The organism is Cedecea sp. B1(4) (assembly GCF_059414925.1).
In genome coordinates this window covers 703,776-725,812 of the sequence record NZ_JCAHMZ010000002.1, presented here as the reverse complement: position 1 = coordinate 725,812, position 22,037 = coordinate 703,776, and the positions used below count along the sequence as shown (strand labels likewise).

Below are 22,037 nucleotides of genomic sequence, written 5' to 3'. Positions count from 1 at the left end.
CGGATCGCCCCTCCCAGGGCGGATCCGGGGGCTGTCTTACTGACCAGCCAGGTCGTCATACACATTGCGCAGCCGGGTGCGCAGATACAGAACGGCTTTGTGTTTGCGGGAGAGCAGCGCCTGCACGGTGTCGCCGCTCTCTGCCGCCAGTTCCTTCACGCTATAGTCTTGCAGCTCGGTTTTGATAAACACCTCACGCTGCGGCGCAGGCAGCTCCGACAGGGCCGTCTCCAGCTCCTCCCACAACAGTTGCTTCAGGTACTCGTCCTCCGGCGTTTGCGGGATACCGAACAGCGTTTCGGCCAGCTCATCTTCCGGGTAATCGTCCTCTTCGTCGCCGCCAAACCAGCTTGCCAAAGGCAGCTCGCGTTTTTTCCTTGCCCGGTCGGTCATTTCATTTCGGGCGGCGCGGAACAGCCAGGCGGCGACGTTCTCCACCGGCTGTTCAACCTTCATAAGCTGGTAGCTGACTTCCTGCAGAATATCGTCGGCGTCTTCACGCCCGGCGGTTCTCCCGCGAATAAACGCTTTCAGTCGGGTGCGGCAGCCGGCCAGCGCTGCCATCAGCAGAGATTCCCCCACTATTCCGGCTTTCATCGTCGTCACTCAGCGTCCGGTTTTTTAGCGCTGTTTTCATCTGGCTGGACTGGTTGCACCGGCGGCTGAGGCTGAGGACGTGGATCCATTTTCTCATCCCAGCGGGAATGCCAGCCGCAGCGGTCGCGGTGACCAAATCCAAATTTCTCGCGGCGATGCTGCATAAACTCTTCGCGCTGCTCCGGCGTCATTTGCATCCAGCGTTCGTGCATGCGGCGACGGGCTTTGCCAAACATGCCCGGGCGGAAGCCCAGGCCACCGAACAGAATGCGGCACAGCGCCAGCAGGCCTAAAGACTGCCAGAAGCCAATCTCTTTCACGCCCAGCAGGCCAGGCAGTACTGCATTCCACAGCGTCATCACGATCAGGCCGAGTGCGACAAACAATGCCACGCAGAGCAAAATCGGCTTACCCATGCGGTGGCCACAGAATCCACGGCGGCGGTGTTCATGTCGGTGCATATCAAAATCTCTCATTATGTATACCTCAGTAAAGTCACGGCTAATCACGTGTGATGAGGTAGACGAATCAGCGCGAGAAATATTGCTAAAAAATTCAAAATTTATTTTCACGCCACCGGGTAAGCGCCTGCGCATACGCTTCTGCCTTCGTTTTCAGCCCCGCAGCGTCGAGCTTATCGGCAGTGTAGACCACAAACGGGCTATGCCAGGTCAGGCCGCAGCGATTTGCCGTGGCCCGAAGGGGGGCTAACAGAGATTCGAGGGTAAAAAGATTACGGCCTCCGGGACGATAAGCTTCCTCCAGGTTACCGGCAGTGACCGCCACATACAGCGGCGTTCCTTCCAGCTTTCGCCCCTCCTCCTCGTAATGCAGGTAGAACATCCGGGTCAGCACCGCGTCCTGCCACTGGCGCATAATGGCTGGCATGGAGTACCAGTGGATCGGGAACTGCAGCACAATACGGTCGGCGGCAAGTAGCCGGGCCGCTTCGCGCTCGCCGTCGCGGTAAATGTCGAGCCCGTCAGGGTAAAGCGCCTGTACATCGATCACCTCAACGTGTTCAAGTTTTGCAACTTCTTGCGCCAGCGCGGCATTGGCGCTGGAACGGGACAAGTCCGGATGGAAAAGTAAAACCAGGGTTTTGTTCACGGGGCGTCTCCTTGGGTTGATGAGACGATAATGGCGAGGCCCAGAAAATTACTCCAACAGATAATCAAGATAATCTATTATCTGTCGTATGAATTTAAGAACGCTGGATCTCAACCTTCTGGTGGTGCTGGACGCCCTGCTCGACGAGGCGCACGTCACCCGTGCTGCTGACAGACTTTGCCTGTCGCAATCTGCCACTTCTGCAGCCCTTTCCCGCTGTCGCGATCTTTTTCACGACGAACTGCTGGAGCGTGGCAGAGGCACCATGCGGCTGACCCCCCTTGCTCTGTCTCTTCGTGCCCCGCTGAAATCCGTGCTGGGCGGCATTACTGAACTTATCGACCCGCCGGTGATTCCTCTGCATCAAATTAAGCAGCAACTGCGGATAACCATGGCGGATTTTCCGGCGCTGTTCGTGCTGGTGCCGCTGATGCAAAAACTTCAGCATTCGGCCCCGGGGATTGACCCCATCGTTCAGGGCTGGGCTGGCGCGGAACAGGCTGAAACAGCGTTGCTTAACGGCACCACGGATATCGCCATTTCGGTCTTTCCTCAGCCTGCCGCGGACATTCATAGCGAACTGTTGATGGACGAGCACTATGTCGTGGCGATGCGTGAGGGACATCCTGCCGCATCCGGGCTTAGCCTTGAGCGCTGGCTCGCCTGGCCGCACATTATCACCTCCGGGAAAGGGGAAAGCGTCACTCCGGTGGATGCGGAACTCTCAAAGTTGGGATTACGCCGCCGCGTCGGGCTGGTATTGCCGAATTTCCAGATGGTGCCGCAGCTGCTGGCGGCATCGGATATGCTGGCCCTGCTGCCTTCCCGGGTCATACCTTTTACTGAAGGACTGGTCGCTTTCCCTGCCCCCGTAGAACTGCCTGGATTTTCACTGCACCTGGCCTGGCACAAACGCCGGAGCCAGGATGTGGCCCTGCAGCACGTGGCCGCTATATTGGTAGGGCTTTTAACCTGATCAAATCCGGGGCTGAGCGAGCACAAAATCGACAAAGGCTTTCAGCGGCATGGGGAGCTGGCGGCGGCTCGGATAGTATAGGTACAGCCCCGGATAGTAAGGGCACCAGTCCTCAAGTACTCTGACAAGACGCCCCTCATTCAGCGGGGCGGTGACCAGGTCTTCAAAAACATAGGCCAGGCCGCTGCCGTAAAGCGCCGCCTCGGCAATCAGCCCCATGTCGTTGAGCGTTAACGGTCCTTCTACCGCGTTATCCATCTTGATCCCGTCTTTTTCAAATTCCCAGCGGTAAAGACTGCCGCTTGAAAAACGCAGGCGAATACACGGCAGCGCCCGCAGCTCCTTTGGGTGTCGGGGAACGGGGTAACGGGTAAAAAACTCGGGGGTTGCCACGACCGCCGGGCGTATAAAGGGGCCAAGCGGGATCGCCACCATATCCGCATCCACCGTCTCGCCAAATCTCACGCCGGCATCAAACCCGTCTGACACTACATCCACCAGGGAATTATCGGCATCGATTTCCACGTTAACGTCCGGATATCGGGCAATGAATGTCGAAATAAGCGGCAGCAGTACGAGCTGTGCCGCAGGTCTGCCAGCGTTAATGCGCAGTGTCCCCATGGGCTGGCCGCGGAATTGGCTAAGATCTTCGAGGGCGGCATCAATGTCGCGAAACGCAGGCTGGAGCCTTGCACACAGCCTTTGCCCGGCATCAGTCAGTGCGATGCTTCGCGTCGTCCGGTTGAATAATCGGACGCCTAACCGTTCCTCGATGCTGCGAAGCGAATGACTGAGCGCCGAAGGCGTTACGCCCAGTTCAACGGCGGCGCGGCTCATATTACGGTGCGTGGCAATCGCCAGTACCCACGCCAGTTCGTTATTACTGACCTTTTTCATTTGTGAGTTCTCTTCATAAGGTCATCAAGTTTTATTGGTATTAAATCAATTATTACCGGGAGGTACATTACACACAATCTCGTGAATACGGCGAGTTTTTCTGATGAGGTAAGGCTATGAAAGTTTGGTTTATTACCGGTGCATCCCGGGGATTTGGCGCGCTTATCGCCGAAAAAGCACTTGAAGCAGGTGATGCCGTGGTCGCCACTGCGCGGAACCCTAAGCACATTGTTGAGCGTCTGGGTGAACACGAAAATCTACTGCCCGTTGCGCTGGACGTCACTCATGAGCCGCAGGCTCAGGCAGCCGTCAATCTTGCCCTGCAGCGTTTTGGTCGCATCGATATTCTGGTGAATAACGCGGGCTACGGGTTGTTAGGTGCCGTGGAAGAGGCCAGCGCAGAAGAGGTGGAAAAACTCTTTAAAACGAACGTCTTTGGCCTTCTTTCCGTCACCAGAGCCGTACTGCCGCAAATGCGGGCGCAGAAGTCAGGCCATGTGATGAACATCTCCTCTATCGGCGGATACCGGGCATCTCTGGGCTGGGGCGTCTATTGCTCAACAAAATTCGCCGTGGAAGCGCTCAGTGAAGCCCTGTTCCACGAGCTTAAGCCATTAAATATCAAGGTTACGGTGGTTGAGCCAGGATATTTCCGCACCGATTTCCTCGATCGGCAATCGTTGAGCAGCACAGGCCGTCAGATTGATGACTACGCACCGACGGTGGGAGAGATGCGTAAATTTGCCGCCCAGGTGAACCACAGGCAGCCGGGCAACCCTCAAAAACTGGCTGAGGCGATTATTCAACTCTCTCAAACACCAGTACCACCGCTTCGATTGCCGCTGGGGAGTGACACAGTTGCCGCCCTTCGGGAGAAAAATAACAACGTGAATGATGAACTGGCGCGGTGGGAGGATCTTGCTCGCTCCACTGACTTCTCCCGGTAAAACATCTAAACGCCGGGCATGGACTTCACAGCCCGGCTTCTCGCACCAGCGTTTGCAGTAATTCAGCGGCGGGCATTTCGCGGATCAGGTTCACGCCCTGCCCGGCCCAGTGTGCGCTGTAGCCCTGGTGACCGTGGCTTTTTGCAAGGCCGGCAAGCGCTTTACCAATATCGTAGGCCACCGGATAAGCCGGGACGGCATGCTGGCCGATGATTCGCCCGTGGCGGCAGTAATCGTTCTCCAGACTTCTCGCCGCTCTGCCAGAGATGGCGTGAGTCATCTCCGTCCGGTGTGACCGGCTGGATTGAAGCCGTTGCCGGTAGCCATCATCGGCGGCGGACTCAGGGCAAAGCAGAAACGCGGTCCCCAGCTGTACCGCGTCCGCCCCCACGCTTAGCATGGCGTGAATACCGGCCCCGTCCATAATCCCTCCGGCAGCAACAACCGGCAGCGTGACCTGTTTTTTCAGCAGTTGCACAAGCGTAAAGGTGCTGAGCTGTGTATCGTGAGCCTTCTCGTCGAACATTCCGCGATGCCCACCAGCTTCAAAGCCCTGCGCCACAATAACATCCACGCCGCTCGCCTGGATCAGCAAAGCCTCTTCGGGCCGGGTGGCGGTGGCAAGTGTCACAATTCCTCTTTCGCGGAAGGCCTGAACAACGTCACGCTCGGGCACGCCAAAATGGAAGCTGACCGCGGCCGGAGCCGTCTCCAGCAGCATCTCCAGCATTGCTTCGTGGCCAACAAAACTTTGGTAAATTTCGTGGAGCGTTTCCGGCGGCGTGCCGCCAAACTCAGCGAACAGCGGCCGCAGGCTATCAATCCATGCGCGTTCCAGCGCCTCATCCCGTTTGGCAGGCTGATGGCAAAACAGATTCACGCTGAACGGGCGCGAGGTTAAGGCCTGCGTTTTCAGGATGGCTGCCCTGGCCTGCACGACGTCGCTCGCGCCAACGCCCAGCGAACCAAGGCCACCGGCATTGCTGACCGCCGCCGCCAGTTCCGGGGTGGAGACGCCCGCCATAGGGGCCTGTATGATGGGGTGGTCTATCGCGAGCAGTTGGGAAAGGCTACGAAACATGGCGCTACCTCAGAAAATGAGAGATTGAAGGCTTAACATCTTATTTGAAGATGCTAAGATCAAGATCGTTATCATATTGAGAATAAAAAATATGAACCACACCACACTGCAGATGTTCAAAATCGTTGCCGAAGAACAAAGCGTGACGAAAGCAGCCCAAAAGCTCGGCCGCGTGCAGTCGAACATCACCACCCGCATTCAGCAACTGGAAGAAGATCTTGGCGTCGCGTTGTTCGTGCGCGACAGCAAGAAAATGATCCTGTCGCCGGAAGGCGAAAGTTTTCTCGCCTACACCAAAAAAATACTTAGCCTGGCGGAAGAAGCCCGACAGGCGCTGCATCCGGGTAAGCCTGCAGGCGCAGTGAATATGGGCTCGATGGAAGCCACCGCAGTCAGCCGCCTGATGCCGGTGTTCCAGCAGTTTCACCATCAGTATCCTGATGTCGCCCTCACCTTAACCACCCAGCCGACGCAGCAGCTGCTGGAGCAGGTTCGCCACGCTTCACTGGACTGCGCGCTGGTGAGCCTGTTACCGGAAGCCGGGGGAAAGGTTCACTGCCCCGTAGATCTTGAGTTCATGGACGTGTTCACTGAACGCCTGGTGTTGCTCGTGCCTGAAACCGCCAGCGGCAATCATCCTCGTCTTGCCGCTTTTCCGCGCGGATGTTCCTATCGGGCGCGCGGTGAGGCTTTGCTCAACGCACAAACTCTGGTGGAAGTGCAGGACGTCAGCTCTTATCACTCGATGATCGCTTCCGTTGCCGCAGGACGCTGCAGCGGCGTGCTCCCGGAAAGCGTCGCGGCGACGCTGGTTTTGCCGGAAGGAACGCAGCAACAGTTTGTGGCCGACGCCCTCACTCAGTTAGTCTGGCGTAAGGGCTATCGCTCTACCGCGCTTGAGGCGATGAAGCAGATTCTCGCTTCAGCCAGCAACCTCTGAACGCCCCGTTAGCACCAGCCCGCCGGCCAGCAGCAATGCGCCGCTGGCGGCGGCTAATGACCCATTAAAACTGCCCGTTAAGCCGTACAGCTCTCCGGCAACCAACGGCCCAATAATCTGTCCGATGCCGTAAATAGCGGTCATCGCCGCGATCATATTGAAGCGTACCAGGTGCGCCAGCCTCCTGGCTTCCGGTAAGGCTATCGTCACCGTGCCGGTGAACGTAAAGCCCACCAGCACAGCGCTTAACAGGCAAAAAAGCAGCGAGTGGCTAAAGGCCGGAAGCACTACGCCCGCGGCCTGAACCAGAAGATTGGCGGCAAAAGCGCGGCGATAACCATACTTCAAGACGATTTGATGCCAGACAAAACAGGACGGTATCGCGGCCAGGCCAAAGATAGCCCAAAGCTGCACCGGATCCAGCGTACTAAGTGACCCGGAAAGAAAAAGCGGTAAATAGGTGGCCGTAATGATATACCCGAAGCCCGCCAGGCCGTAGATAGCCAGCAGTTTCCACGCCGCTTTAGCATTCTCTGCCACTGGCTGAAGCTGACTGGAAGCCTGCCTTTGGTCGTCGATCAGATAATCCGGTGGGCTAAGCAGCAGTTTATAAACCAGCGTAAACAATAGCAGCGCAGCGATCCCGCACAGCAGCCAGATTTGCTGACTGGTATAGCCATAAGCTTTACCAAGCGCGATAAATTCCGCAGATAAAAAGATCCCCAGCCCAACCCCGGCATACAGCACCGGCGCGCCGGTATGGTGTTTCATGTGCTGCAGAAGCCACAGTGAAGCCGCAATCAGCGACACCGCGCTCAATAGGCCGGCAAACCCCCGAACCGCTATCACCGCCCACGGCGATTTAGTCCATGCCAGCAGAAGCAGGCAGCCAATGGTTAACCCGACGGAGGCCATGTTTAACCGCTGCGCGTCGGCAGGCTTAGCTTTCGCCAGCAGTAAGGCACCAATAAGATAACCTGCGTAGTTAGCCGATGCGGCGAGGTTGCCCTGATGCAGCGACAGCAGCCCTTCTTTCAGCATCACCGGCAGAATGCCGGTATAGGTAAAACGCCCGTAGCCCATACCTATCGCCAGTACCACTGCACCCGCAAGCGCCAGCTGCAGCGCACGAATTTCTGGCCTGAAATGTATTGTCATGACCCTCACCCTTTAAATCTCTAAATGTGAATATTATTTTTATTTAAATCTTATTTTGAGATTAATGTCGACAAGAGCAACAAGCAAGCGGCTTTTCTGCCGCTTTGCATTTCATCGGAAGATCACAGATGACGCAGATCGGTTTCTATGCGTTGCATCCAGCCTTTTGCCATCTGGGTTTGTGCCAGCAGCAGCGCAGACTGCAGCGCCATGCTGAGTTCCAGGCCATATTCTGGTTGGCCGCCGTAACGAATGTGCGCCTGAACCCGCATCAGCTCGGGCAGGTTCCACAGAGACTGGTTGGCGCCCAACACGGACAGCCGTTTCGCGATCAGCGCCTCAGCTATCTCTGGCTGGCCTTTTTGCGCCAGCGCGGCAGCGAAATCAGAGAGAAAAAGTGAATAAGTGGGATCAAAACCGTTATCCCGCAGCCGGGTAAGCATGGCGAGGATCTGCTGGGGAAGTACCGTTTCAGGTTGCTGGCGAAGCCTGCCCCAAAAGGTAAAAGCGGCCGCATAAAGCCGCCAGAAGCCCAGGCCGTGTTCCAGGGCGATGGCCTCAATCCGCGAGGCTACCTGTAGCACGCCAGCGGTATCTCCGGTTAAGGCCGCCAGCGTGCAGGTGCCTTCCGCGAGGGCCGCACACAGTGAACAGGCATGATCCAGCGCCTGGGCTTCTTCCACCGCCAGCTGCGCCGCTCTTCTGGCTTTCGCGACATCGCCAGTCACCCACAGCGCCCGCACCAGGAAAGCCCAGCCCGCCACGCGCTGATCCAGCCCAAAGCGGAAAGGTGCTCTCTGGCTGTCATCATCCACGGTGCGATCCAGCAAAGCCTGAATTTCGCTGAGCGCGGCCTGTTGCTCGCCGGAAAAGTGCAGCGCGGTGCCTGCCAGGCGACGGGCGGTTAATAGCGCGCCGTAATCACCGGTTTGTGTCGCCATTTCAGCCATTTTTTTGCCGTTCTCTGCGGCATCAGCGTAACGGCCACTGCGCAGGTGATAGAGCCACAGCCCGTACTCGGACTGTAATTGCATTTCCACATCGCCAAGCGTGCTGGCAATCTCCCTGGTTCGCCGCCAGGCCTGGCCGTTTTCTTCAATGGGCCCCTGCGCCCAGCCCAGCGCCGAGCCCAGTGCGGCCTGCATTAGCATCTCTTCGCGCGGCGTGGCCTGACCATTGTGCGAATCGTTAATTGCGGCGGTAATCCGCTGGCGACACTCGCCGTGGAGCGAAAGCTGGATCCAGAACGGCGTGGCGTTAGCGAGAATACTTCTTCCCAGCGGGGCATTTTGGCCCACGCCAAAACACCAGTCTGCCGCCGCACGGAGATCGTCAATTAAATAGCCATACTGACGGCGCCACTGCGGACTGGACTCTTCGGCCCAGGCAACTCTTGCCCGCACCATGCTGTCGGCCACAAGTTGTGCATGGCGAAGAAAATACGGGGTGCTGTTTGGGGCCAGCGTCCGGCGAGCGTACGTGCGCACAATGTTGAGATAGCGATACCTGGCCGGGCGCGTGCCCGCCTGCAAAACCAACAGGGATTTCGCCACCATGCTGGCCACCACGTCGCTGACCTCTTGTTGATCTAACAATCCTTTCGCGGCGGCAAGGTCAAATTCACCGGGAAACACCGCCAGGGCATGAAACACTCGCTGTTCTTCAGCCGTAAGTAATCGATAACTCCAGTCCAGCGCCTCGGCCAGCGTTCTGTGTCGGGAAGCCGTCACTCCCGGCGTTTCGGGTAACGTCTCCCGCCCGCTCAGGTCAGCCAGCACGGCATCCGGTCCCAGGTTGGCAACGCGAGCAGCCACAATTTCCAGCGCCAGCGGTACGGCATCCAGCAACCGGCAGAGCGCCAGGATCGGCCCGATATTCTCTTCGCTCAGGCGGAACGCGTAATCCACCGCTTGAATGCGCTGTACCAGAAACTCAACCGCGCTAAAACTTTGCGCCTCGCTGGCGGCCAGTTGCGCTGGCGGCAAAGTCAGCGGCCCCACGCGGTAAACCTGCTCCCCTTCAATCCCCAGCGGAGACTGACTGGTCAGCAAAATGCTCAGTAATTCGTTTCGCTGTAGTAGATGCTCAATTTCCCTGGCGCAGGCGGCCGACAGATGCTCACAGTTATCAATCACCAGCAGCGCGGGGCGCGGCTGCAACGGTCTCTCGCCACGAATACCGGCCAGTGCCGCCCGCAAAACTGGGGCTGGATCTGATCCGGCGTTCAGGCTGGACAGGTCGGCAAAAAAGACGCCATCGGGATAAAGACTGGCGGATTCGCGAGCCACTTCCAGCAATAGCCGGGTTTTGCCGATGCCCGCCGGGCCCGCCAGCGTACAAACAGTATGCTCGATCAGTCGTTTTCTGATTTCACACAGCTCCCTTTCACGCCCTATCAGCGGTGAACGGGGGCGAGGTAAAACCGCTGCAGGGGCGGCTACGGGCAGCGATGACGTGGCCGCCTGCAGCTTATTCACCGTGGCGGTAAAGCAGTAGCCCCGGCCAAACACTGTGGTAATCAAATTGCGGTCGGGACCAAAAATTTTGCGCAAAGCGGAGATTTGCGCCTGCAGATTATTCTCTTCGACGATCTCTTTTGGCCAGACGGTGGCCAGCAGCGTCTCTTTGGTCACCACCTGCCCCGCTTCGCTGACCAGCCGCCGCAGCACCGCCATTGCCCGCTCGCCCGGCTCCAGCCGAACGCCGTCCCTTAGCAGCAATCCCAAATCGGGAAACAGCTGATAGCGGCCAAAGACCACCATGTCGTCATCTCTTTCTGAGCGGGGTTGGGTCTCGTCGGCAGGCATAAGAACGGTCGCTTTTCAGGTGATTTCAGAAGTCTGAAATTCTAGGGCAAAGATTGCGGGCGGACAATCGTTCAGCATCAGGACTCGTCATTCCCAGAGAGAAAAATCATGTCGGATAATCCCCTGAGCGTCACCCTGAATCGTCCGCCCGAGGCGGAAAAGAATTCGCCTTTAACCTCGACTTTGCTGCTGATCATGGCGCTGGCCTGCGGGGTCTTTGTCGCCAATGTTTACTACAACCAGCCGCTGCTGGAACTGCTTCAGCAGGCGTTTCCAGGGCAGCTTGCGCTTGTCAGCCTGGCGCCGACGGCAACGCAGCTTGGATTTGCCTTTGGTTTGTTTTTGCTTGTGCCGCTGGGCGACAAAATTAACCGCCGCACGCTGATCCTTTGGCAGTCCGCCGGGCTGGCGGTCGCGCTGGCGTGTCTCGCCTTAGCGCCCAATGTTGTCACGATTGTGATTGCCTCTGCAGCCGTGGGCGTAACCGGATCAGTGGCCCAGCAAATAGTGCCGTTCGCCGCCGAGCTGGCTAAACCGGAACGCCGTGGACAGGTGGTCGGCACGGTAATGAGCGGCGTGCTGTGCGGCATACTGCTTGGCCGGGCCGTGGGCGGTTTTAGCGGCGATCACTGGGGTTGGCGAGCGACCTTCTGGCTCGGCGCGGTGGCAACCACTTTCGGCTGGCTGATGCTGTTCTTTACCCTGCCGCACCACGCGTCCGGTAATAAACAGAGCTACATGACCCTGATGCGCTCGCTGGTTTCTCTGTGGCGGGAAGAACCGCTGCTGCGCCGGGCGACCTGGATTCAGGCCGCGCTGTTTGGTTCGTTCATCGGCCTGTGGACCATTCTGGCCTTGCAGCTGCACGCTGCTTTTCATCTTGGCGCAGACATCGCCGGTCTGATGGGCATTGTGGGTGCCGTAGGCATCCTGATTGCGCCGCTTGCCGGGCGGATTGCCGACCGCCGGGGACCGTATACCGTTATCGGGCTTGGGGCGCTGGTCATGGTTATCTCGTTTGCGGTGCTGGGGCTGTGGACTTCGCTCACCGGGCTGGTGATTGGCATCATCCTGATGGATTTGGGCGAGCAGTCGGCGCTGATCTCTAACCAGCACGTGATCTATGCCCTGAGGCCGGAAGCCCGCAGCCGTATCAATACTGTCTTTATGAGCGGCATGTTTATCGGCGGCGCGCTGGGATCCTGGGGCGCGAGCCTGATGTGGCGACTCGGCGGCTGGGAACTGGCTTCGATGCTGGGCGGTGGGCTTAGCCTTATCGGGCTAATCATTCATCTGATCGGGCAGCAAAAACGCGGTTAGTGCCACAGGCGGCACGAAAATCGCCGCCTGAAGCATAAGACGTTACTGAATCAGCACGCCCTGAACGAGGTTGGCTTTCACCACGGTCACCTGAGGGATTTTCAGGGCTTCCATATAGCCCTGAACCAGTAGCAGGTTGCTGACGTCCGTGGCCCGGTAATCACCGCGCAGCTCTGAATCCCCTTTCCAGACCTGGCTGGCGGAAGATTTTTGTAGACCGGCGAGGGTGTAAACTTTTTCATTGAGCTGCTTGCTGACGGAGAAGTCATGCACCCCGCCGATACCCACGACGGTACGCTTAGCCAGCGCCTGTTTCATCTCCGGGCTGACGTGAGTGGTGGCATAGAAGCGAACAAAACGCAGCACGCCGTCACGCAGGGAACCAATCGGATTTGGCGAGCTGACGTCATGCAAATCTTTGTTTTTCACCACGTCGATGATGTAGTTCTTCAGCGTGACGGAGGCCAGCTTGCCCTGGTAAATCTCCGGCTGCCATTTGTCGTGTTTTTGCAGCCAGGTCGTCATTTGCATCGACCCGCCGCCAATGTCCCAGACCACCATCTGATCGTCTGCCAGCGGTACGGGCATCGAGGCTTTGGCGGACAGGAAGCCCAGCTCGGCCTCTTGTGCCTGAGTGATAATTTTTAGATTCACCGGAGCAGCACGGTTGAAGGCATCGATCGTCTGCTGGGCGTTAGACGCGCTGCGAAAAACAGCGGTAGCCACGCCGTTAAAACGGGCAGGATGATAGCGGGCGGCCTCTGCAGCTAGCTCGCGCAGCGCCGTCTGCCCCTGCTGTTGAATCGCTGGGCTGAGAGTGTTATCTGCAGATTTGGATAAATCTTCGTTAAAACCGATTGGACGCTGATCTTCGAACAACACTTTGTTGATGCGCTGCTTGCAGGTATCCACTTTGGCGACCACCAGCTTGGTGGTGCCGGAGCCCATGTCGATGCCCGCCCGGGTCTCCTCACAGCCAGCTGCGTGGGCCGCAACGCTCACGCCGGGTAATGCCGCTACCACTATCAGGGGAAAAAAATTGCGTCGAAATATTTTTGTCATATTGAGTATCCAGTGTCGATCCATTAAAAAGCTATTGATAACGTAGCTTTAATATTCGGTAAAACACTTTTTAACAATACCTGCTGATTTTGTTAGAAAAAGTCACTGCATTGTTCAGTGCAGGGGCCGGCAGGTATCAATGGCGTTAATGATAAAAGCAAGGGTAAGGACATAAAAATGAAGAAAAGTTTATTGGGTGGCGCGGTAGCGCTGGTGCTGGTCAGCCTGACGGGTTGTGCAAATCAGCAGCAGGCGGCGGATCAAAAACTGGCGAGCCAGACGGTGATGGCGGTGAACTGGTTCCAGCAATCCGGCGAATACCGTGCGCTGGCATACCAGTCGTTTAACAGCGCTCGCACCGCGTGGAATCAATCCACTAAACAGGGTCACGCTAAGCGGGCAGTTATCGTAGATCTGGATGAAACCATGCTCGACAACAGCGCCTACAGCGCGTGGCAGGCCAAAAACAACAAAGCGTTTGACGACAAATCCTGGTCCCAGTGGACTCAGGCTCGCCAGGCGCTGGCCGTCCCGGGCGCGGTGGATTTTGCTAACTACGTGAACAGCCACGGCGGCACGATGTTCTATGTGTCCAACCGCGACAGCAAAGACTTTGACGCCACCGTCGCCAACATGAAAGCTCTGGGCTTTACCGGCGTAAGCGACAAAACCGTGCGCCTGAAAACCGACAGCTCCAACAAGCAGGCCCGTTTCGATGCGATCAAAGCCGAAGGCTATGATGTGGTGATGTACATCGGCGACAACCTGAATGACTTTGGCAAAGCGACTTACCACAAGGATCAGTCCCAGCGTCAGCAGTTTGCCAGCGATAACCGCAGCAAGTTTGGCACCCAGTTTATTGTTCTGCCGAACCCAATGTACGGCGACTGGGAAGGTGCTTTAGCGCCAAACTACTACAAGCTGAATACTGCCCAGCAGGCTGAAGCGCGTGAAAACGCACTGCGTACCTGGTCCGGGAAATAAGTTTTCTGGCAACCCCACCCATGCGGTGGGGTTTTTTATGCCGCTATGCTGGGCTGAAGCTGTGCTCTAAGCCAGCGGTGGGCGACATCATCGTCTGTACAGCACTTCCTCGACGACAAAGCCCTCCTTTAAGCCGAAAATCCAGGGAAGACCTCAAGGCTCCCCCCTGGAAAGGGACATATAAGGGATCAAGTGCATTCATTTTGTATCTATAACTCAATAGGTCAGGTGCCTGGTTTTAGAGATTATCTTTCATATCCGTATAAATTAATCCTGCCCGAGAGGTACTCGCCCAAATAGACTTCGCTAATTTTATTAAAGCCTTGTTTGATAACTTCATTTTCTAACCAGGCGTTGTCCTTGTTAAGGATTTCGAGCAAATCATGGTTAGCTAAACCATCAACTATAATTGGGTAACGTATATTCTCATCACCACTTTGTATAATGGTTAATTGCCCATTCTGCTCGAGAACCACTCGCTTCAACTGTTCTATTTCATAAATGCCATTCGCCCTTAACTTGAACATCAAATCATTCGCAGAAACACCATTGCGTAAACACTCCTTAACATTGACGCTACCATTATGTACCAGGGTGATTGGCTTGCCATCAATAATCCTTTTAACTAGACGATTATTCTCTTTTAAAAATTTAAGGACAAAGACGAGGAAGGTCCATATAATTAACACCAAAACAAACTGCAGTACTGTTATCGATTCATTATAAATTACACCACCGATAATCCCCCCGAGCACATAGTTCTGAACCTGGTCCATTGCGGATGAAGGCGCCAGATTACCCTTCCCCATGAGATTTATTTGAATAATCAGACACAATATCCCCAAGCCCAATTTTATCATGATCGGCGTATAAATTATCATTTCTGCTCCTCAGTTTTTTATGATTTCTATGCCTGGGTTTACTAACGATACCTCAACTAAACTATATGTTTTTTGATCCGGGCTTAAATTGACGCGATAGTAAAGATCATTAATTTTAATGATGATGCCATCCGAGAGTTGTACTGAATTTGAAAATATAGAATCCATGCCCACTTCTTTTTCTTTTGATAGCAATTTAACAAAGCTCACCATTTGTGATGATTGAGAGTGTATATTTTGACTGTCAGTATAATCTGCATACTGAACACCCGAAATGAAGAGTAAAAATAAAAATACTATAATTGTTAGATCTCGATATTTAGTTTGTAAGCGATGACGCATGTACAGGCTAAAAAAAACGATCAGGATAAATAAAGTACTAAATATAATGATGTATTTTAAATAATCATTAATATTAGACTGCGTTTGTAGATATTCAATGCCATAAAATCTCATATAGTTATAATCCCTAACCCTTAAGACCCCGTTTTTTATTATAGTAACACATTGGCATTTCCCGCCCTAACGGCCGCGAACCGGGCTTTCTCCTCCCTGCCAGTTCACCCCTATCCCCCTTGCTGCTTTCCATGTTGAAAACTTCTTGATCGACATTTAGTCCAGATATAGATTGTTTGTCTAAATCTGACCGCGCTTGAGAGGATACATGGCCCCGAACATTACGCTGCGCAATATCGAACAGGTTCCTGCCCCCGTGGGGCACTATTCTCATACCGCCACCGCAGGCGGTTTGGTGTTTATTTCCGGTCAGCTTCCCGTGGCGGCGGACGGCACGCCTCGCTGCGAAGCGCCCTTCGAAGAACAGACTCAACTGGTGTTGCAGAATATTGAATCTTGTCTGGCCTGCGCGGGCGTGACAAAACAACATCTTGTCTCCGTGCGGGTGTACATCACGGATATCAATCTCTGGCCGCGGTTTAACAGCCTCTATGCGGCGTGGATGGGCGAGCATCGCCCTTCCCGCGCGGTGGCGGGCGTGGCACAACTCCATTACGGCGCGGCGCTCGAAATTGAAGCCGTGGCGCTCTCTGAATAAGACAACCGTTTAAAGGTGGCAAAATGAGTGAATTAGTTCTCCCCGTTTATGAAGATGTGGTCGCAGCAGCAAAACGCATTGAGGGCCATGCCAACCGCACCCCGGTGATGACGTCTCGTACCGTGAATGAAGAGTTTGGCGCCGAAGTCTTTTTCAAATGTGAAAACTATCAGCGAATGGGCGCGTTTAAGTTCCGTGGAGCCATGAACGCCCTCGCTCAGTTCACGCCGGAGCAGAAAGAAGCTGGCGTGGTGGCCTTCTCCTCCGGGAACCACGCCCAGGCGATTGCGCTCGCCGCAAGGCTGCTGGGGATCCCGGCCACCATAGTGATGCCGGAAGATGCTCCGGCGGCCAAAATTGCCGCCACGCGTGAATATGGCGGCAAAGTCATTCTCTATAACCGCTACACCGAAGACCGCCAGCAGATCGGTAAAGATCTGGCTGACAAATATGGCTTGACGCTGATCCCGCCTTACGATCACCCGCACGTCATTGCCGGCCAGGGCACCGCGGCGAAAGAGCTGTTCGACGAAGTTGGCGAGCTGGACGCGCTGTTTGTCTGCCTGGGCGGCGGCGGGTTGATTTCCGGCTGTTCGCTGGCGGCGCGCAACCTTTCCCCCAACTGCAAAGTCTACGGCGTGGAGCCGGAAGCCGGGAACGATGCCCAGCAGTCACTCCGGCATCGACAAATTGTGCGGATTGATACGCCCAAAACTATCGCCGACGGCGCACAAACCACCTTCCTCGGGGACTATACCTTCCAGATGATTTGCCAGAACGTGGACGATATTTTCACCGCCACCGACGAAGAGCTGATCGACTCGATGAAGTTTTTCGCCGAGCGGATGAAAATGGTTGTCGAGCCGACGGGTTGCCTTGGCTTTGCCGCCGCGCGCGGAATGAAAGAGAGCCTGCGCGGGAAGCGAATCGGGATTATCATCAGCGGCGGCAACGTCGATATCAGCCGCTACGCTGAGTACCTCGCCGCTCGCGTTAATTAACAGGAGAAATAGAGTGTCAAAATCAGAAAACAGTGCCCTGCTCGACCAGCTCGAAAACATCGCCCAGGGGTTGAGTGAAACCTTCGCGCCTTTTTGCGAGGTGGTGGTGCACGACCTGACGCAGCCCGAGCACTCTATTCTCTCCATCCACAACAACCTGTCTGGCCGCGAGGTTGGCCAGGGCGCTACGGAAATGGGGCTGGCGCGCATCGCCTCCCCTGATTTCCCGACGGTGATCGCCAATTATGCCAACCAGTTTGCCGACGGCCGCCCGGTGAAAAGCACCTCGATTGGGCTGAAAGATGACGCCGGGAACTATGTCGCCGCCCTTTGCCTCAACCTGGATATGACTTTGTTCAGAGGGATGCAAAGCGCACTCGCCCGCTTCACCGACACCAGCCCTGGCCCGGTGGAAGAACATATTGAACCAGCAGGTTCCGAAGCCATCCGGCTGAGAATCGATCGTTACGCGGCTGGCATAGGCACCACGCCGCGCGCGCTGAAAACTTCAGAAAGAATTGAGCTGTTGCAGACGCTGAAAAAAGAAGGATTACTGGATATCCGTAAGTCGATGGAGACCGTGGCGCAGCATCTGGGCGTTTCCCGGGCATCGGTTTATTTGTATGCAAAACAACAGCCGTCCGTTGACGACACGGCATAATTCAACCGCAGTAACTTTGCCAGGGCAGACAAATGGGTTCTTTGACGTGGCTAATAGCGCCTCTATTTCGGGCGCCACAGCGCTCCGGTTCTTTACTTCGCTTACTCACCGGGCTGCCGGTTGCGACGTTTCTTCTCAGCGCCAGCGGCTGTAGCTCCCCCAGTAATAACACTTCTTCATCCCTGAGGCTGGATCGACAGCTCAATGAGCAAATCGTGATGTTGCCCGTGCAAATAGAGGGGCGAACCGTTGAGCTGGAAACCACGATGTACAAGCCTCCGGGCAACGGCCCTTTTCCCCTGCTGTTGATGAACCACGGTAAAAATCCGGGCAATGCGCGCACTCAGCCCCGCTCCCGCCATCTTCAAATCGCTTCGGTATTTGTTCATCGGGGGTTTGTGGTTGCGATCCCGATGCGGGAAGGCTTCACGGCCTCCGGCGGCCAATACCCGAAAGACGGGTGCGATATTCGTCGTCATGCGTTTGACGAGGCAAAAAGCGCCGCCGCCGCGCTCGCTGAGCTGGTAAAGCTGCCCTACGTTGACCGCTCACGCATTGTGATTGCCGGGCAGTCGGACGGCGGGCTGGTGACTATGGCGCTAAGTACTCGCCAGATCCCGGGCGTGCTGGGGGTGATTAACTTTTCCGGCGGCCTGCGCATGAAAACCTGCGCTGGCTGGCAGCAAAACCTGGTTAACACCTACGACAGTATCGGGAAACAGGCGCGCTACCCGTCGCTTTGGTTCTACGGCGATAACGACCAGCTCTGGCCGCAGCCGATGCCGGAGCAAATGTTTAATGCCTACACCCGCAACGCGGAGGGCAACGCAGGGCATGCCCGAATGGTTGATATCGGCACCTTCGGCGAAAACTCTCATGACTTTGCCGACAGCAAAGCGGGCGTTAAGCTCTGGTACCCGCAGGTCAAAACCTTTGTTCAGTCGCTGGGAGTGCCGTTCGAACCCGTGTCGAAATAGCTAAGCAGCCGGGCCATTTTACTCTGAGGCGAGGTATGCCCGGCGACGCTGTTGTCAAACCAGCTACCATCCGCCTCCGGGTGTGGGCCGGTCAGCACTACTTTTCCTTTGCCATATCGGTAAGCGGCGATAGCCACATCGCCGTTGCTGTACCAGGCCACGGGCGTAAAACCGCTGCTTTTCGTGCCGCGATTGAAATAAGGGCCATCCTGATAATAAAAAGGCTCTTTTTTATTCCCCCAGCGGATATTCAGCGTGTAGTCACCTTCATCTGAGACGCCGGATCCGGGCCGCCGGACCTCGGACTCAAGGGGCCTGTCGATAAGCCCTAACCAGTCTTTGTCCGCCAGGTAAGCCCCCATACACAGGCCAAGATAACCTTTCCCGCGTCTCACAAACTCTCTGATAGCCTCCGCGCCGTCATCGCCAATGGCATCATACGCGGCCGGAATATCCTGTCCGCCGCCGGGCTGCACGTAGAGATCAAATTGACTCAGATTTTGCCCGGTAAGCTTGAGCTTTTCATTTTCACCGATGTAGGAAATGGCGATATCTTTCCCGGTATTCTGCAGGGATTTTGCCACCATTTCAGAACAGCCCTCGCAGCCTGCGGCCCCCCGGTATATGACGATGTTTAAGGGGCCGCTATTGGCCGCATATGTGGCGAGTGGGCATAATAAAAAAGCGCAGAGCGCCAGGCGAAATACGTTCAGACCTTGGAGGACGTTCATCCGGGCATCCTGTCTCAAAAGCACTTTAGAAGAAGCCAGTATGGATGCCGAAGCCTTTTAAAAACCAGTCAAATCGCGGCGAGGTTTAGCCGGTGTTTAAGCCTTCCCTTCGGCAGGAAACCGCGCACTATAAATCTCTTTCAGCCAGTCGATAAACACCCGCACGCGCGGGGAAAGTTGCCTGTTTTGGGTGTACACCGCAGAAACGGCAATGGCCGGGCTTTGCCAGTCAGCCATCACTTCTACCAGCCGACCTTCACTCAGCGCCTGTTCGACGTGGTAGCGCGGGAGCTGAACCAGGCCGCAGCCGCGCAGCGCGCAGATGACATAGTTCTCCGCTTCGTTGACCGTCACCCAGCCTTTAGGCGAATAAGCCTGGCGCTCGTTATCGATAATGAATTCAAAGGGGTAATTCAGGCCGCCGGTCGTCGAGAAAAAGTTAACGCACTGATGATGCTCGAGATCGTCCGGGTGCACGGGCACGCCAAATGCCGCCAGATAATCCGGGCTGGCGCAGACAATTTGCGGCAGATTAGCCAGATGACGGGCAACCAGCGAAGAGTCCTGTAATTTACCGGCGCGCACCACGCAATCAATCCCTTCGCGCACCAAATCAACCAGCCTGTCGCCGCTGCTGATAATCAGTTCGATATCGGGATAGCGGCGGTGAAATTCATCCAGCTGAGGCAGGACGATGTGCGACGCATGCGTCCCCTGCAGATCGATCCGCAAAATGCCTCGAGGCCGCGCCACAACCGGACGCAGCGCGACTTCCGCGTCATTCAACTCCGCAAGAATGTACACACAGCGCTGGTAGTACGCTTTACCATCCTGAGAGGCTCGTACATGCCGGGTGGTCCGCTCCAGCAAGCGGCAGCCCAGTTGGCTCTCCAGCTCTTTAATGGCATTACTTGCCGTGGCCCTCGGGATACCAAGCTGGTCGGCAGCCTGGCTGAAACTGCCCAGCTCAACAATGCGGGTGAACAGCTGCAAAGTGTCAAATTTATCCATCTACTATTATTAACCAAAACGGAATTATCTAATCAAATTAGCACCGTTTATCCCGAAATCAAAAACATTAACAATGCACCCACGCCCACTCGGGGCGATTCACTCACCGCTTCTGGAGAACAACATGACGACTGCAAACAAAACTGCCCTGGTGACCGGCGCTTCCCGTGGGATTGGCCGGGCCATTGCCGAAAGACTGGCCCGCGACGGCTTTACCGTCATCGTCAACTATGCCGGAAATAAAGCCAGCGCCGATGAAACGGTCCAGGCGATTAAAAACAACGGCGGGAACGCCGTGGCGATTCAGGCCGATGTCTCCTCCGAGAGCGATGTCACCCGTCTGTTTGCCGAAGCGAAAGCCATCCACAACCAGCTGGACGTGGTGGTACACAGCGCGGGCGTTATGCCGATGGTGAAAATCACTCCGGCTGGCCTCGCAGAGTTCGACAAAGTTATCAGCACAAACCTGCGTGGCGCATTTATGGTGCTGGCTAACGCCGCCGAATCGGTACGGGAAGGCGGCCGCATTATTGCCCTTTCAACCAGTGTTATTGCCAAATCATTCCCGGCCTACGGCCCCTACATTGCCTCCAAAGCCGGGGTTGAAGGCCTGGTGCATGTCCTCGCCAACGAACTGCGTGGCCGCAATATCACCGTCAACGCCGTGGCACCGGGGCCAACCGGCACCGACCTGTTCCTGAACGGTAAAACTGAAGAGCAAATTCAAACCATCGCCAACCTCGCCCCACTCGGGCGCATCGGCACGCCAGACGAAATCGCCAGCATTGTGGCCACGCTGGCCGGCCCGGACGGCAGCTGGGTGAACTCTCAGGTGATCCGCGTAAACGGCGGCTTTGCATAAGATCGGCGACGAACGGGAGAAAATCATGCAGCAAATTATTCTGATAACCGGTGCATCCAGCGGATTTGGTGCCTTATCCGCGCGCGCCCTCGCCCATGCCGGGCACACCGTTTATGCCAGTATGCGGGACATTACGGGCCGCAACGCGCCTCAGGTTGAGAGCCTGAAGGATTACGCGTGGCATCACAGCGTTGATCTTCGGGCTATTGAGCTGGACGTGCAGTCCGAGGCTTCGGCGGAGGCGGCAGTCGCGCAGATCATCGCGGAGCAAGGTCGGCTGGATGTCGTGGTGCACAATGCCGGGCATATGTCCTTCGGCCCCGCCGAGGCGTTTCTGCCGGAACAGTTCAGCCAGTTATTCGATATTAACGTGCTGGGAACCCAGCGGGTTAACCGGGCCGCACTGCCTTATCTGCGCGAGCAAAGAAAAGGCCTGGTGCTGTGGGTCGGCAGCAGCAGTACGCGAGGTGGTACCCCGCCTTATCTGGCACCTTATTTTGCCGCCAAAGCTGCGATGGATGCCGTGGCCGTCAGCTATGCCGCCGAACTTAGCCGCTGGGGGATTGAGAGTTCAATTTTGGTGCCGGGGGCCTTTACCAAAGGCACCAACCATTTCCTGCACTCCGGGAAGCCTGCAGACAGCGAGCGGGAGCTGGTGTATACCAAAACCGGCCCTACTGCCGGGCTGGAAGATGAATCGCTGAAAGGCCTGGCGGCCTGTGAGCCAGAGGATGCCGATGTTGCCGATGTCGCGGCGGCGATGGTGGATATTGTGAATGCGCCGTATGGCAAACGCCCGTTCCGCGTGCACGTTGATCCCTCTGACGACGGTGCCGAAGTGGTAAACGCCGTAGCTGACCGTATCCGCAAAGAGTTTTTGCAACGCATTGGTTTAGGCGACCTGTTGACTCCCCGGCAGTAAATCCTAAGTCTGCGGCTTATCTTGCCAAGGTTAAGCCGCAGGCCATTTCCTGGAGTGT

23 protein-coding genes are annotated in these 22,037 nt (G+C 56.1%); 11 read left to right on the top strand and 12 right to left on the bottom strand.

What is annotated here, in order from left to right:
• Nucleotides 1-36: 36 nt before the first annotated feature.
• The 3 genes from ACR6JA_RS06760 to ACR6JA_RS06750 all read right to left on the bottom strand — a co-directional run bounded on the left by ACR6JA_RS06760 (nt 37) and on the right by ACR6JA_RS06750 (nt 1,707).
• Nucleotides 37-597 (bottom strand): RNA polymerase sigma factor, encoded by a 561-nt coding sequence (locus tag ACR6JA_RS06760; protein WP_034809284.1) that lies wholly within the window; start codon nt 595-597, stop codon nt 37-39.
• Nucleotides 598-602: 5 nt separating this feature from the next.
• A complete protein-coding gene (locus ACR6JA_RS06755) occupies nt 603-1,073 on the bottom strand; it encodes a hypothetical protein (protein ID WP_166992484.1) in 471 nt (156 codons plus the stop codon).
• Between the two features lie 79 nt (nt 1,074-1,152).
• Complete coding sequence (locus ACR6JA_RS06750) at nt 1,153-1,707, bottom strand: NAD(P)H-dependent oxidoreductase (RefSeq protein ID WP_494493158.1); 555 nt, start codon at nt 1,705-1,707, stop codon at nt 1,153-1,155.
• Between the two features lie 88 nt (nt 1,708-1,795).
• On the opposite strand from ACR6JA_RS06750, the gene ACR6JA_RS06745 reads away from it, so the two are divergent.
• Nucleotides 1,796-2,683, top strand: a complete 888-nt coding sequence (locus tag ACR6JA_RS06745) for a LysR family transcriptional regulator (RefSeq protein WP_494493157.1) — start codon at nt 1,796-1,798, stop codon at nt 2,681-2,683.
• On the opposite strand, the gene ACR6JA_RS06740 is transcribed toward ACR6JA_RS06745, so the two are convergent.
• Entirely contained in the window at nt 2,684-3,580 is an 897-nt protein-coding gene (locus ACR6JA_RS06740) for a LysR family transcriptional regulator (RefSeq protein ID WP_494493156.1), read from the bottom strand.
• A 116-nt stretch (nt 3,581-3,696) separates the two neighbouring features.
• Between ACR6JA_RS06740 and ACR6JA_RS06735 the strand changes: the two genes are divergently transcribed.
• The gene (locus tag ACR6JA_RS06735; RefSeq protein WP_494493155.1) at nt 3,697-4,527 is read left to right on the top strand and encodes an oxidoreductase; all 831 of its coding nucleotides are present in this window, start codon (nt 3,697-3,699) and stop codon (nt 4,525-4,527) included.
• 25 nt (nt 4,528-4,552) lie between these two features.
• On the opposite strand, the gene ACR6JA_RS06730 is transcribed toward ACR6JA_RS06735, so the two are convergent.
• Nucleotides 4,553-5,608: an NAD(P)H-dependent flavin oxidoreductase gene (locus ACR6JA_RS06730; RefSeq protein ID WP_213714216.1), complete on the bottom strand. Its 1,056-nt coding sequence runs from the start codon at nt 5,606-5,608 to the stop codon at nt 4,553-4,555.
• Between the two features lie 91 nt (nt 5,609-5,699).
• Here ACR6JA_RS06730 and ACR6JA_RS06725 point away from each other — a divergent pair, with 91 nt between their 5' ends.
• Nucleotides 5,700-6,548 carry a LysR family transcriptional regulator gene (locus tag ACR6JA_RS06725; RefSeq protein WP_494493154.1) on the top strand — a complete coding sequence of 283 codons (849 nt, stop codon included), beginning with the start codon at nt 5,700-5,702 and terminating at the stop codon, nt 6,546-6,548.
• Here ACR6JA_RS06725 and ACR6JA_RS06720 read toward each other — a convergent pair.
• Nucleotides 6,531-7,706, bottom strand: a complete 1,176-nt coding sequence (locus ACR6JA_RS06720) for a YbfB/YjiJ family MFS transporter (RefSeq protein WP_494493153.1) — start codon at nt 7,704-7,706, stop codon at nt 6,531-6,533. The two genes, ACR6JA_RS06725 and ACR6JA_RS06720, sit on opposite strands and share 18 nt — an antisense overlap.
• A 122-nt stretch (nt 7,707-7,828) precedes the next feature.
• Nucleotides 7,829-10,513, bottom strand: a complete 2,685-nt coding sequence (locus tag ACR6JA_RS06715) for an ATP-binding protein (RefSeq protein ID WP_494493152.1) — start codon at nt 10,511-10,513, stop codon at nt 7,829-7,831.
• 108 nt (nt 10,514-10,621) lie between these two features.
• Here ACR6JA_RS06715 and ACR6JA_RS06710 point away from each other — a divergent pair, with 108 nt between their 5' ends.
• Entirely contained in the window at nt 10,622-11,833 is a 1,212-nt protein-coding gene (locus tag ACR6JA_RS06710; protein ID WP_213714227.1) for an MFS transporter, read from the top strand.
• A 42-nt stretch (nt 11,834-11,875) separates the two neighbouring features.
• Here ACR6JA_RS06710 and ACR6JA_RS06705 read toward each other — a convergent pair whose 3' ends face one another.
• Nucleotides 11,876-12,895 carry a Ppx/GppA phosphatase family protein gene (locus tag ACR6JA_RS06705; protein WP_494493151.1) on the bottom strand — a complete coding sequence of 340 codons (1,020 nt, stop codon included), beginning with the start codon at nt 12,893-12,895 and terminating at the stop codon, nt 11,876-11,878.
• A gap of 177 nt (nt 12,896-13,072) precedes the next feature.
• Here ACR6JA_RS06705 and ACR6JA_RS06700 point away from each other — a divergent pair, with 177 nt between their 5' ends.
• Nucleotides 13,073-13,879, top strand: coding sequence for a 5'-nucleotidase, lipoprotein e(P4) family (locus ACR6JA_RS06700; RefSeq protein WP_494493150.1), 807 nt, complete (start codon nt 13,073-13,075; stop codon nt 13,877-13,879).
• 245 nt (nt 13,880-14,124) lie between these two features.
• On the opposite strand, the gene ACR6JA_RS06695 is transcribed toward ACR6JA_RS06700, so the two are convergent.
• Nucleotides 14,125-14,760, bottom strand: coding sequence for a DUF421 domain-containing protein (locus tag ACR6JA_RS06695; protein ID WP_213714234.1), 636 nt, complete (start codon nt 14,758-14,760; stop codon nt 14,125-14,127).
• A gap of 9 nt (nt 14,761-14,769) precedes the next feature.
• On the bottom strand, nt 14,770-15,216 hold the full coding sequence (locus ACR6JA_RS06690; RefSeq protein WP_008458932.1) for a DUF3290 domain-containing protein: 447 nt from the start codon (nt 15,214-15,216) through the stop codon (nt 14,770-14,772).
• 208 nt (nt 15,217-15,424) lie between these two features.
• On the opposite strand from ACR6JA_RS06690, the gene ACR6JA_RS06685 reads away from it, so the two are divergent.
• The 4 genes from ACR6JA_RS06685 to ACR6JA_RS06670 are packed head-to-tail and all read left to right on the top strand — an operon-like array spanning nt 15,425 to nt 18,453.
• Entirely contained in the window at nt 15,425-15,814 is a 390-nt protein-coding gene (locus ACR6JA_RS06685) for a RidA family protein (RefSeq protein ID WP_494493149.1), read from the top strand.
• A 23-nt stretch (nt 15,815-15,837) separates the two neighbouring features.
• Complete coding sequence (locus ACR6JA_RS06680) at nt 15,838-16,815, top strand: threo-3-hydroxy-L-aspartate ammonia-lyase (protein WP_494493148.1); 978 nt, start codon at nt 15,838-15,840, stop codon at nt 16,813-16,815.
• 13 nt (nt 16,816-16,828) lie between these two features.
• Complete coding sequence (locus ACR6JA_RS06675; protein WP_213714246.1) at nt 16,829-17,476, top strand: helix-turn-helix transcriptional regulator; 648 nt, start codon at nt 16,829-16,831, stop codon at nt 17,474-17,476.
• 32 nt (nt 17,477-17,508) lie between these two features.
• Nucleotides 17,509-18,453: a dienelactone hydrolase family protein gene (locus ACR6JA_RS06670; RefSeq protein ID WP_494493147.1), complete on the top strand. Its 945-nt coding sequence runs from the start codon at nt 17,509-17,511 to the stop codon at nt 18,451-18,453.
• On the opposite strand, the gene ACR6JA_RS06665 is transcribed toward ACR6JA_RS06670, so the two are convergent.
• Nucleotides 18,414-19,184 carry a BPL-N domain-containing protein gene (locus ACR6JA_RS06665; RefSeq protein ID WP_494493146.1) on the bottom strand — a complete coding sequence of 257 codons (771 nt, stop codon included), beginning with the start codon at nt 19,182-19,184 and terminating at the stop codon, nt 18,414-18,416. The genes ACR6JA_RS06670 and ACR6JA_RS06665 overlap by 40 nt on opposite strands.
• Nucleotides 19,185-19,280: 96 nt before the next feature.
• The gene (locus ACR6JA_RS06660; protein ID WP_213714254.1) at nt 19,281-20,195 is read right to left on the bottom strand and encodes a LysR family transcriptional regulator; all 915 of its coding nucleotides are present in this window, start codon (nt 20,193-20,195) and stop codon (nt 19,281-19,283) included.
• A 124-nt stretch (nt 20,196-20,319) separates the two neighbouring features.
• Between ACR6JA_RS06660 and ACR6JA_RS06655 the strand changes: the two genes are divergently transcribed.
• Both ACR6JA_RS06655 and ACR6JA_RS06650 read left to right on the top strand, forming a co-directional pair.
• Complete coding sequence (locus ACR6JA_RS06655; RefSeq protein WP_494493145.1) at nt 20,320-21,057, top strand: SDR family oxidoreductase; 738 nt, start codon at nt 20,320-20,322, stop codon at nt 21,055-21,057.
• A gap of 25 nt (nt 21,058-21,082) precedes the next feature.
• Nucleotides 21,083-21,979 carry an SDR family NAD(P)-dependent oxidoreductase gene (locus ACR6JA_RS06650; protein WP_494493144.1) on the top strand — a complete coding sequence of 299 codons (897 nt, stop codon included), beginning with the start codon at nt 21,083-21,085 and terminating at the stop codon, nt 21,977-21,979.
• Nucleotides 21,980-22,037: the final 58 nt, after the last annotated feature.

What these genes read in the sequence shown, in the direction of transcription:
- ACR6JA_RS06760 (WP_034809284.1), bottom strand. Translation starts at nt 597, where the DNA reads ATGAAAGCCGGAATAGTGGGGGAATCTCTGCTGATGGCAGCGCTGGCC.
- ACR6JA_RS06755 (WP_166992484.1), bottom strand. Translation starts at nt 1,073, where the DNA reads ATGAGAGATTTTGATATGCACCGACATGAACACCGCCGCCGTGGATTC.
- ACR6JA_RS06745 (WP_494493157.1), top strand. Translation starts at nt 1,796, where the DNA reads ATGAATTTAAGAACGCTGGATCTCAACCTTCTGGTGGTGCTGGACGCC.
- ACR6JA_RS06740 (WP_494493156.1), bottom strand. Translation starts at nt 3,580, where the DNA reads ATGAAAAAGGTCAGTAATAACGAACTGGCGTGGGTACTGGCGATTGCC.
- ACR6JA_RS06735 (WP_494493155.1), top strand. Translation starts at nt 3,697, where the DNA reads ATGAAAGTTTGGTTTATTACCGGTGCATCCCGGGGATTTGGCGCGCTT.
- ACR6JA_RS06730 (WP_213714216.1), bottom strand. Translation starts at nt 5,608, where the DNA reads ATGTTTCGTAGCCTTTCCCAACTGCTCGCGATAGACCACCCCATCATA.
- ACR6JA_RS06725 (WP_494493154.1), top strand. Translation starts at nt 5,700, where the DNA reads ATGAACCACACCACACTGCAGATGTTCAAAATCGTTGCCGAAGAACAA.
- ACR6JA_RS06720 (WP_494493153.1), bottom strand. Translation starts at nt 7,706, where the DNA reads ATGACAATACATTTCAGGCCAGAAATTCGTGCGCTGCAGCTGGCGCTT.
- ACR6JA_RS06715 (WP_494493152.1), bottom strand. Translation starts at nt 10,513, where the DNA reads ATGCCTGCCGACGAGACCCAACCCCGCTCAGAAAGAGATGACGACATG.
- ACR6JA_RS06710 (WP_213714227.1), top strand. Translation starts at nt 10,622, where the DNA reads ATGTCGGATAATCCCCTGAGCGTCACCCTGAATCGTCCGCCCGAGGCG.
- ACR6JA_RS06705 (WP_494493151.1), bottom strand. Translation starts at nt 12,895, where the DNA reads ATGACAAAAATATTTCGACGCAATTTTTTTCCCCTGATAGTGGTAGCG.
- ACR6JA_RS06700 (WP_494493150.1), top strand. Translation starts at nt 13,073, where the DNA reads ATGAAGAAAAGTTTATTGGGTGGCGCGGTAGCGCTGGTGCTGGTCAGC.
- ACR6JA_RS06695 (WP_213714234.1), bottom strand. Translation starts at nt 14,760, where the DNA reads ATGATAATTTATACGCCGATCATGATAAAATTGGGCTTGGGGATATTG.
- ACR6JA_RS06690 (WP_008458932.1), bottom strand. Translation starts at nt 15,216, where the DNA reads ATGAGATTTTATGGCATTGAATATCTACAAACGCAGTCTAATATTAAT.
- ACR6JA_RS06685 (WP_494493149.1), top strand. Translation starts at nt 15,425, where the DNA reads ATGGCCCCGAACATTACGCTGCGCAATATCGAACAGGTTCCTGCCCCC.
- ACR6JA_RS06680 (WP_494493148.1), top strand. Translation starts at nt 15,838, where the DNA reads ATGAGTGAATTAGTTCTCCCCGTTTATGAAGATGTGGTCGCAGCAGCA.
- ACR6JA_RS06670 (WP_494493147.1), top strand. Translation starts at nt 17,509, where the DNA reads ATGGGTTCTTTGACGTGGCTAATAGCGCCTCTATTTCGGGCGCCACAG.
- ACR6JA_RS06665 (WP_494493146.1), bottom strand. Translation starts at nt 19,184, where the DNA reads ATGAACGTCCTCCAAGGTCTGAACGTATTTCGCCTGGCGCTCTGCGCT.
- ACR6JA_RS06660 (WP_213714254.1), bottom strand. Translation starts at nt 20,195, where the DNA reads ATGGATAAATTTGACACTTTGCAGCTGTTCACCCGCATTGTTGAGCTG.
- ACR6JA_RS06655 (WP_494493145.1), top strand. Translation starts at nt 20,320, where the DNA reads ATGACGACTGCAAACAAAACTGCCCTGGTGACCGGCGCTTCCCGTGGG.
- ACR6JA_RS06650 (WP_494493144.1), top strand. Translation starts at nt 21,083, where the DNA reads ATGCAGCAAATTATTCTGATAACCGGTGCATCCAGCGGATTTGGTGCC.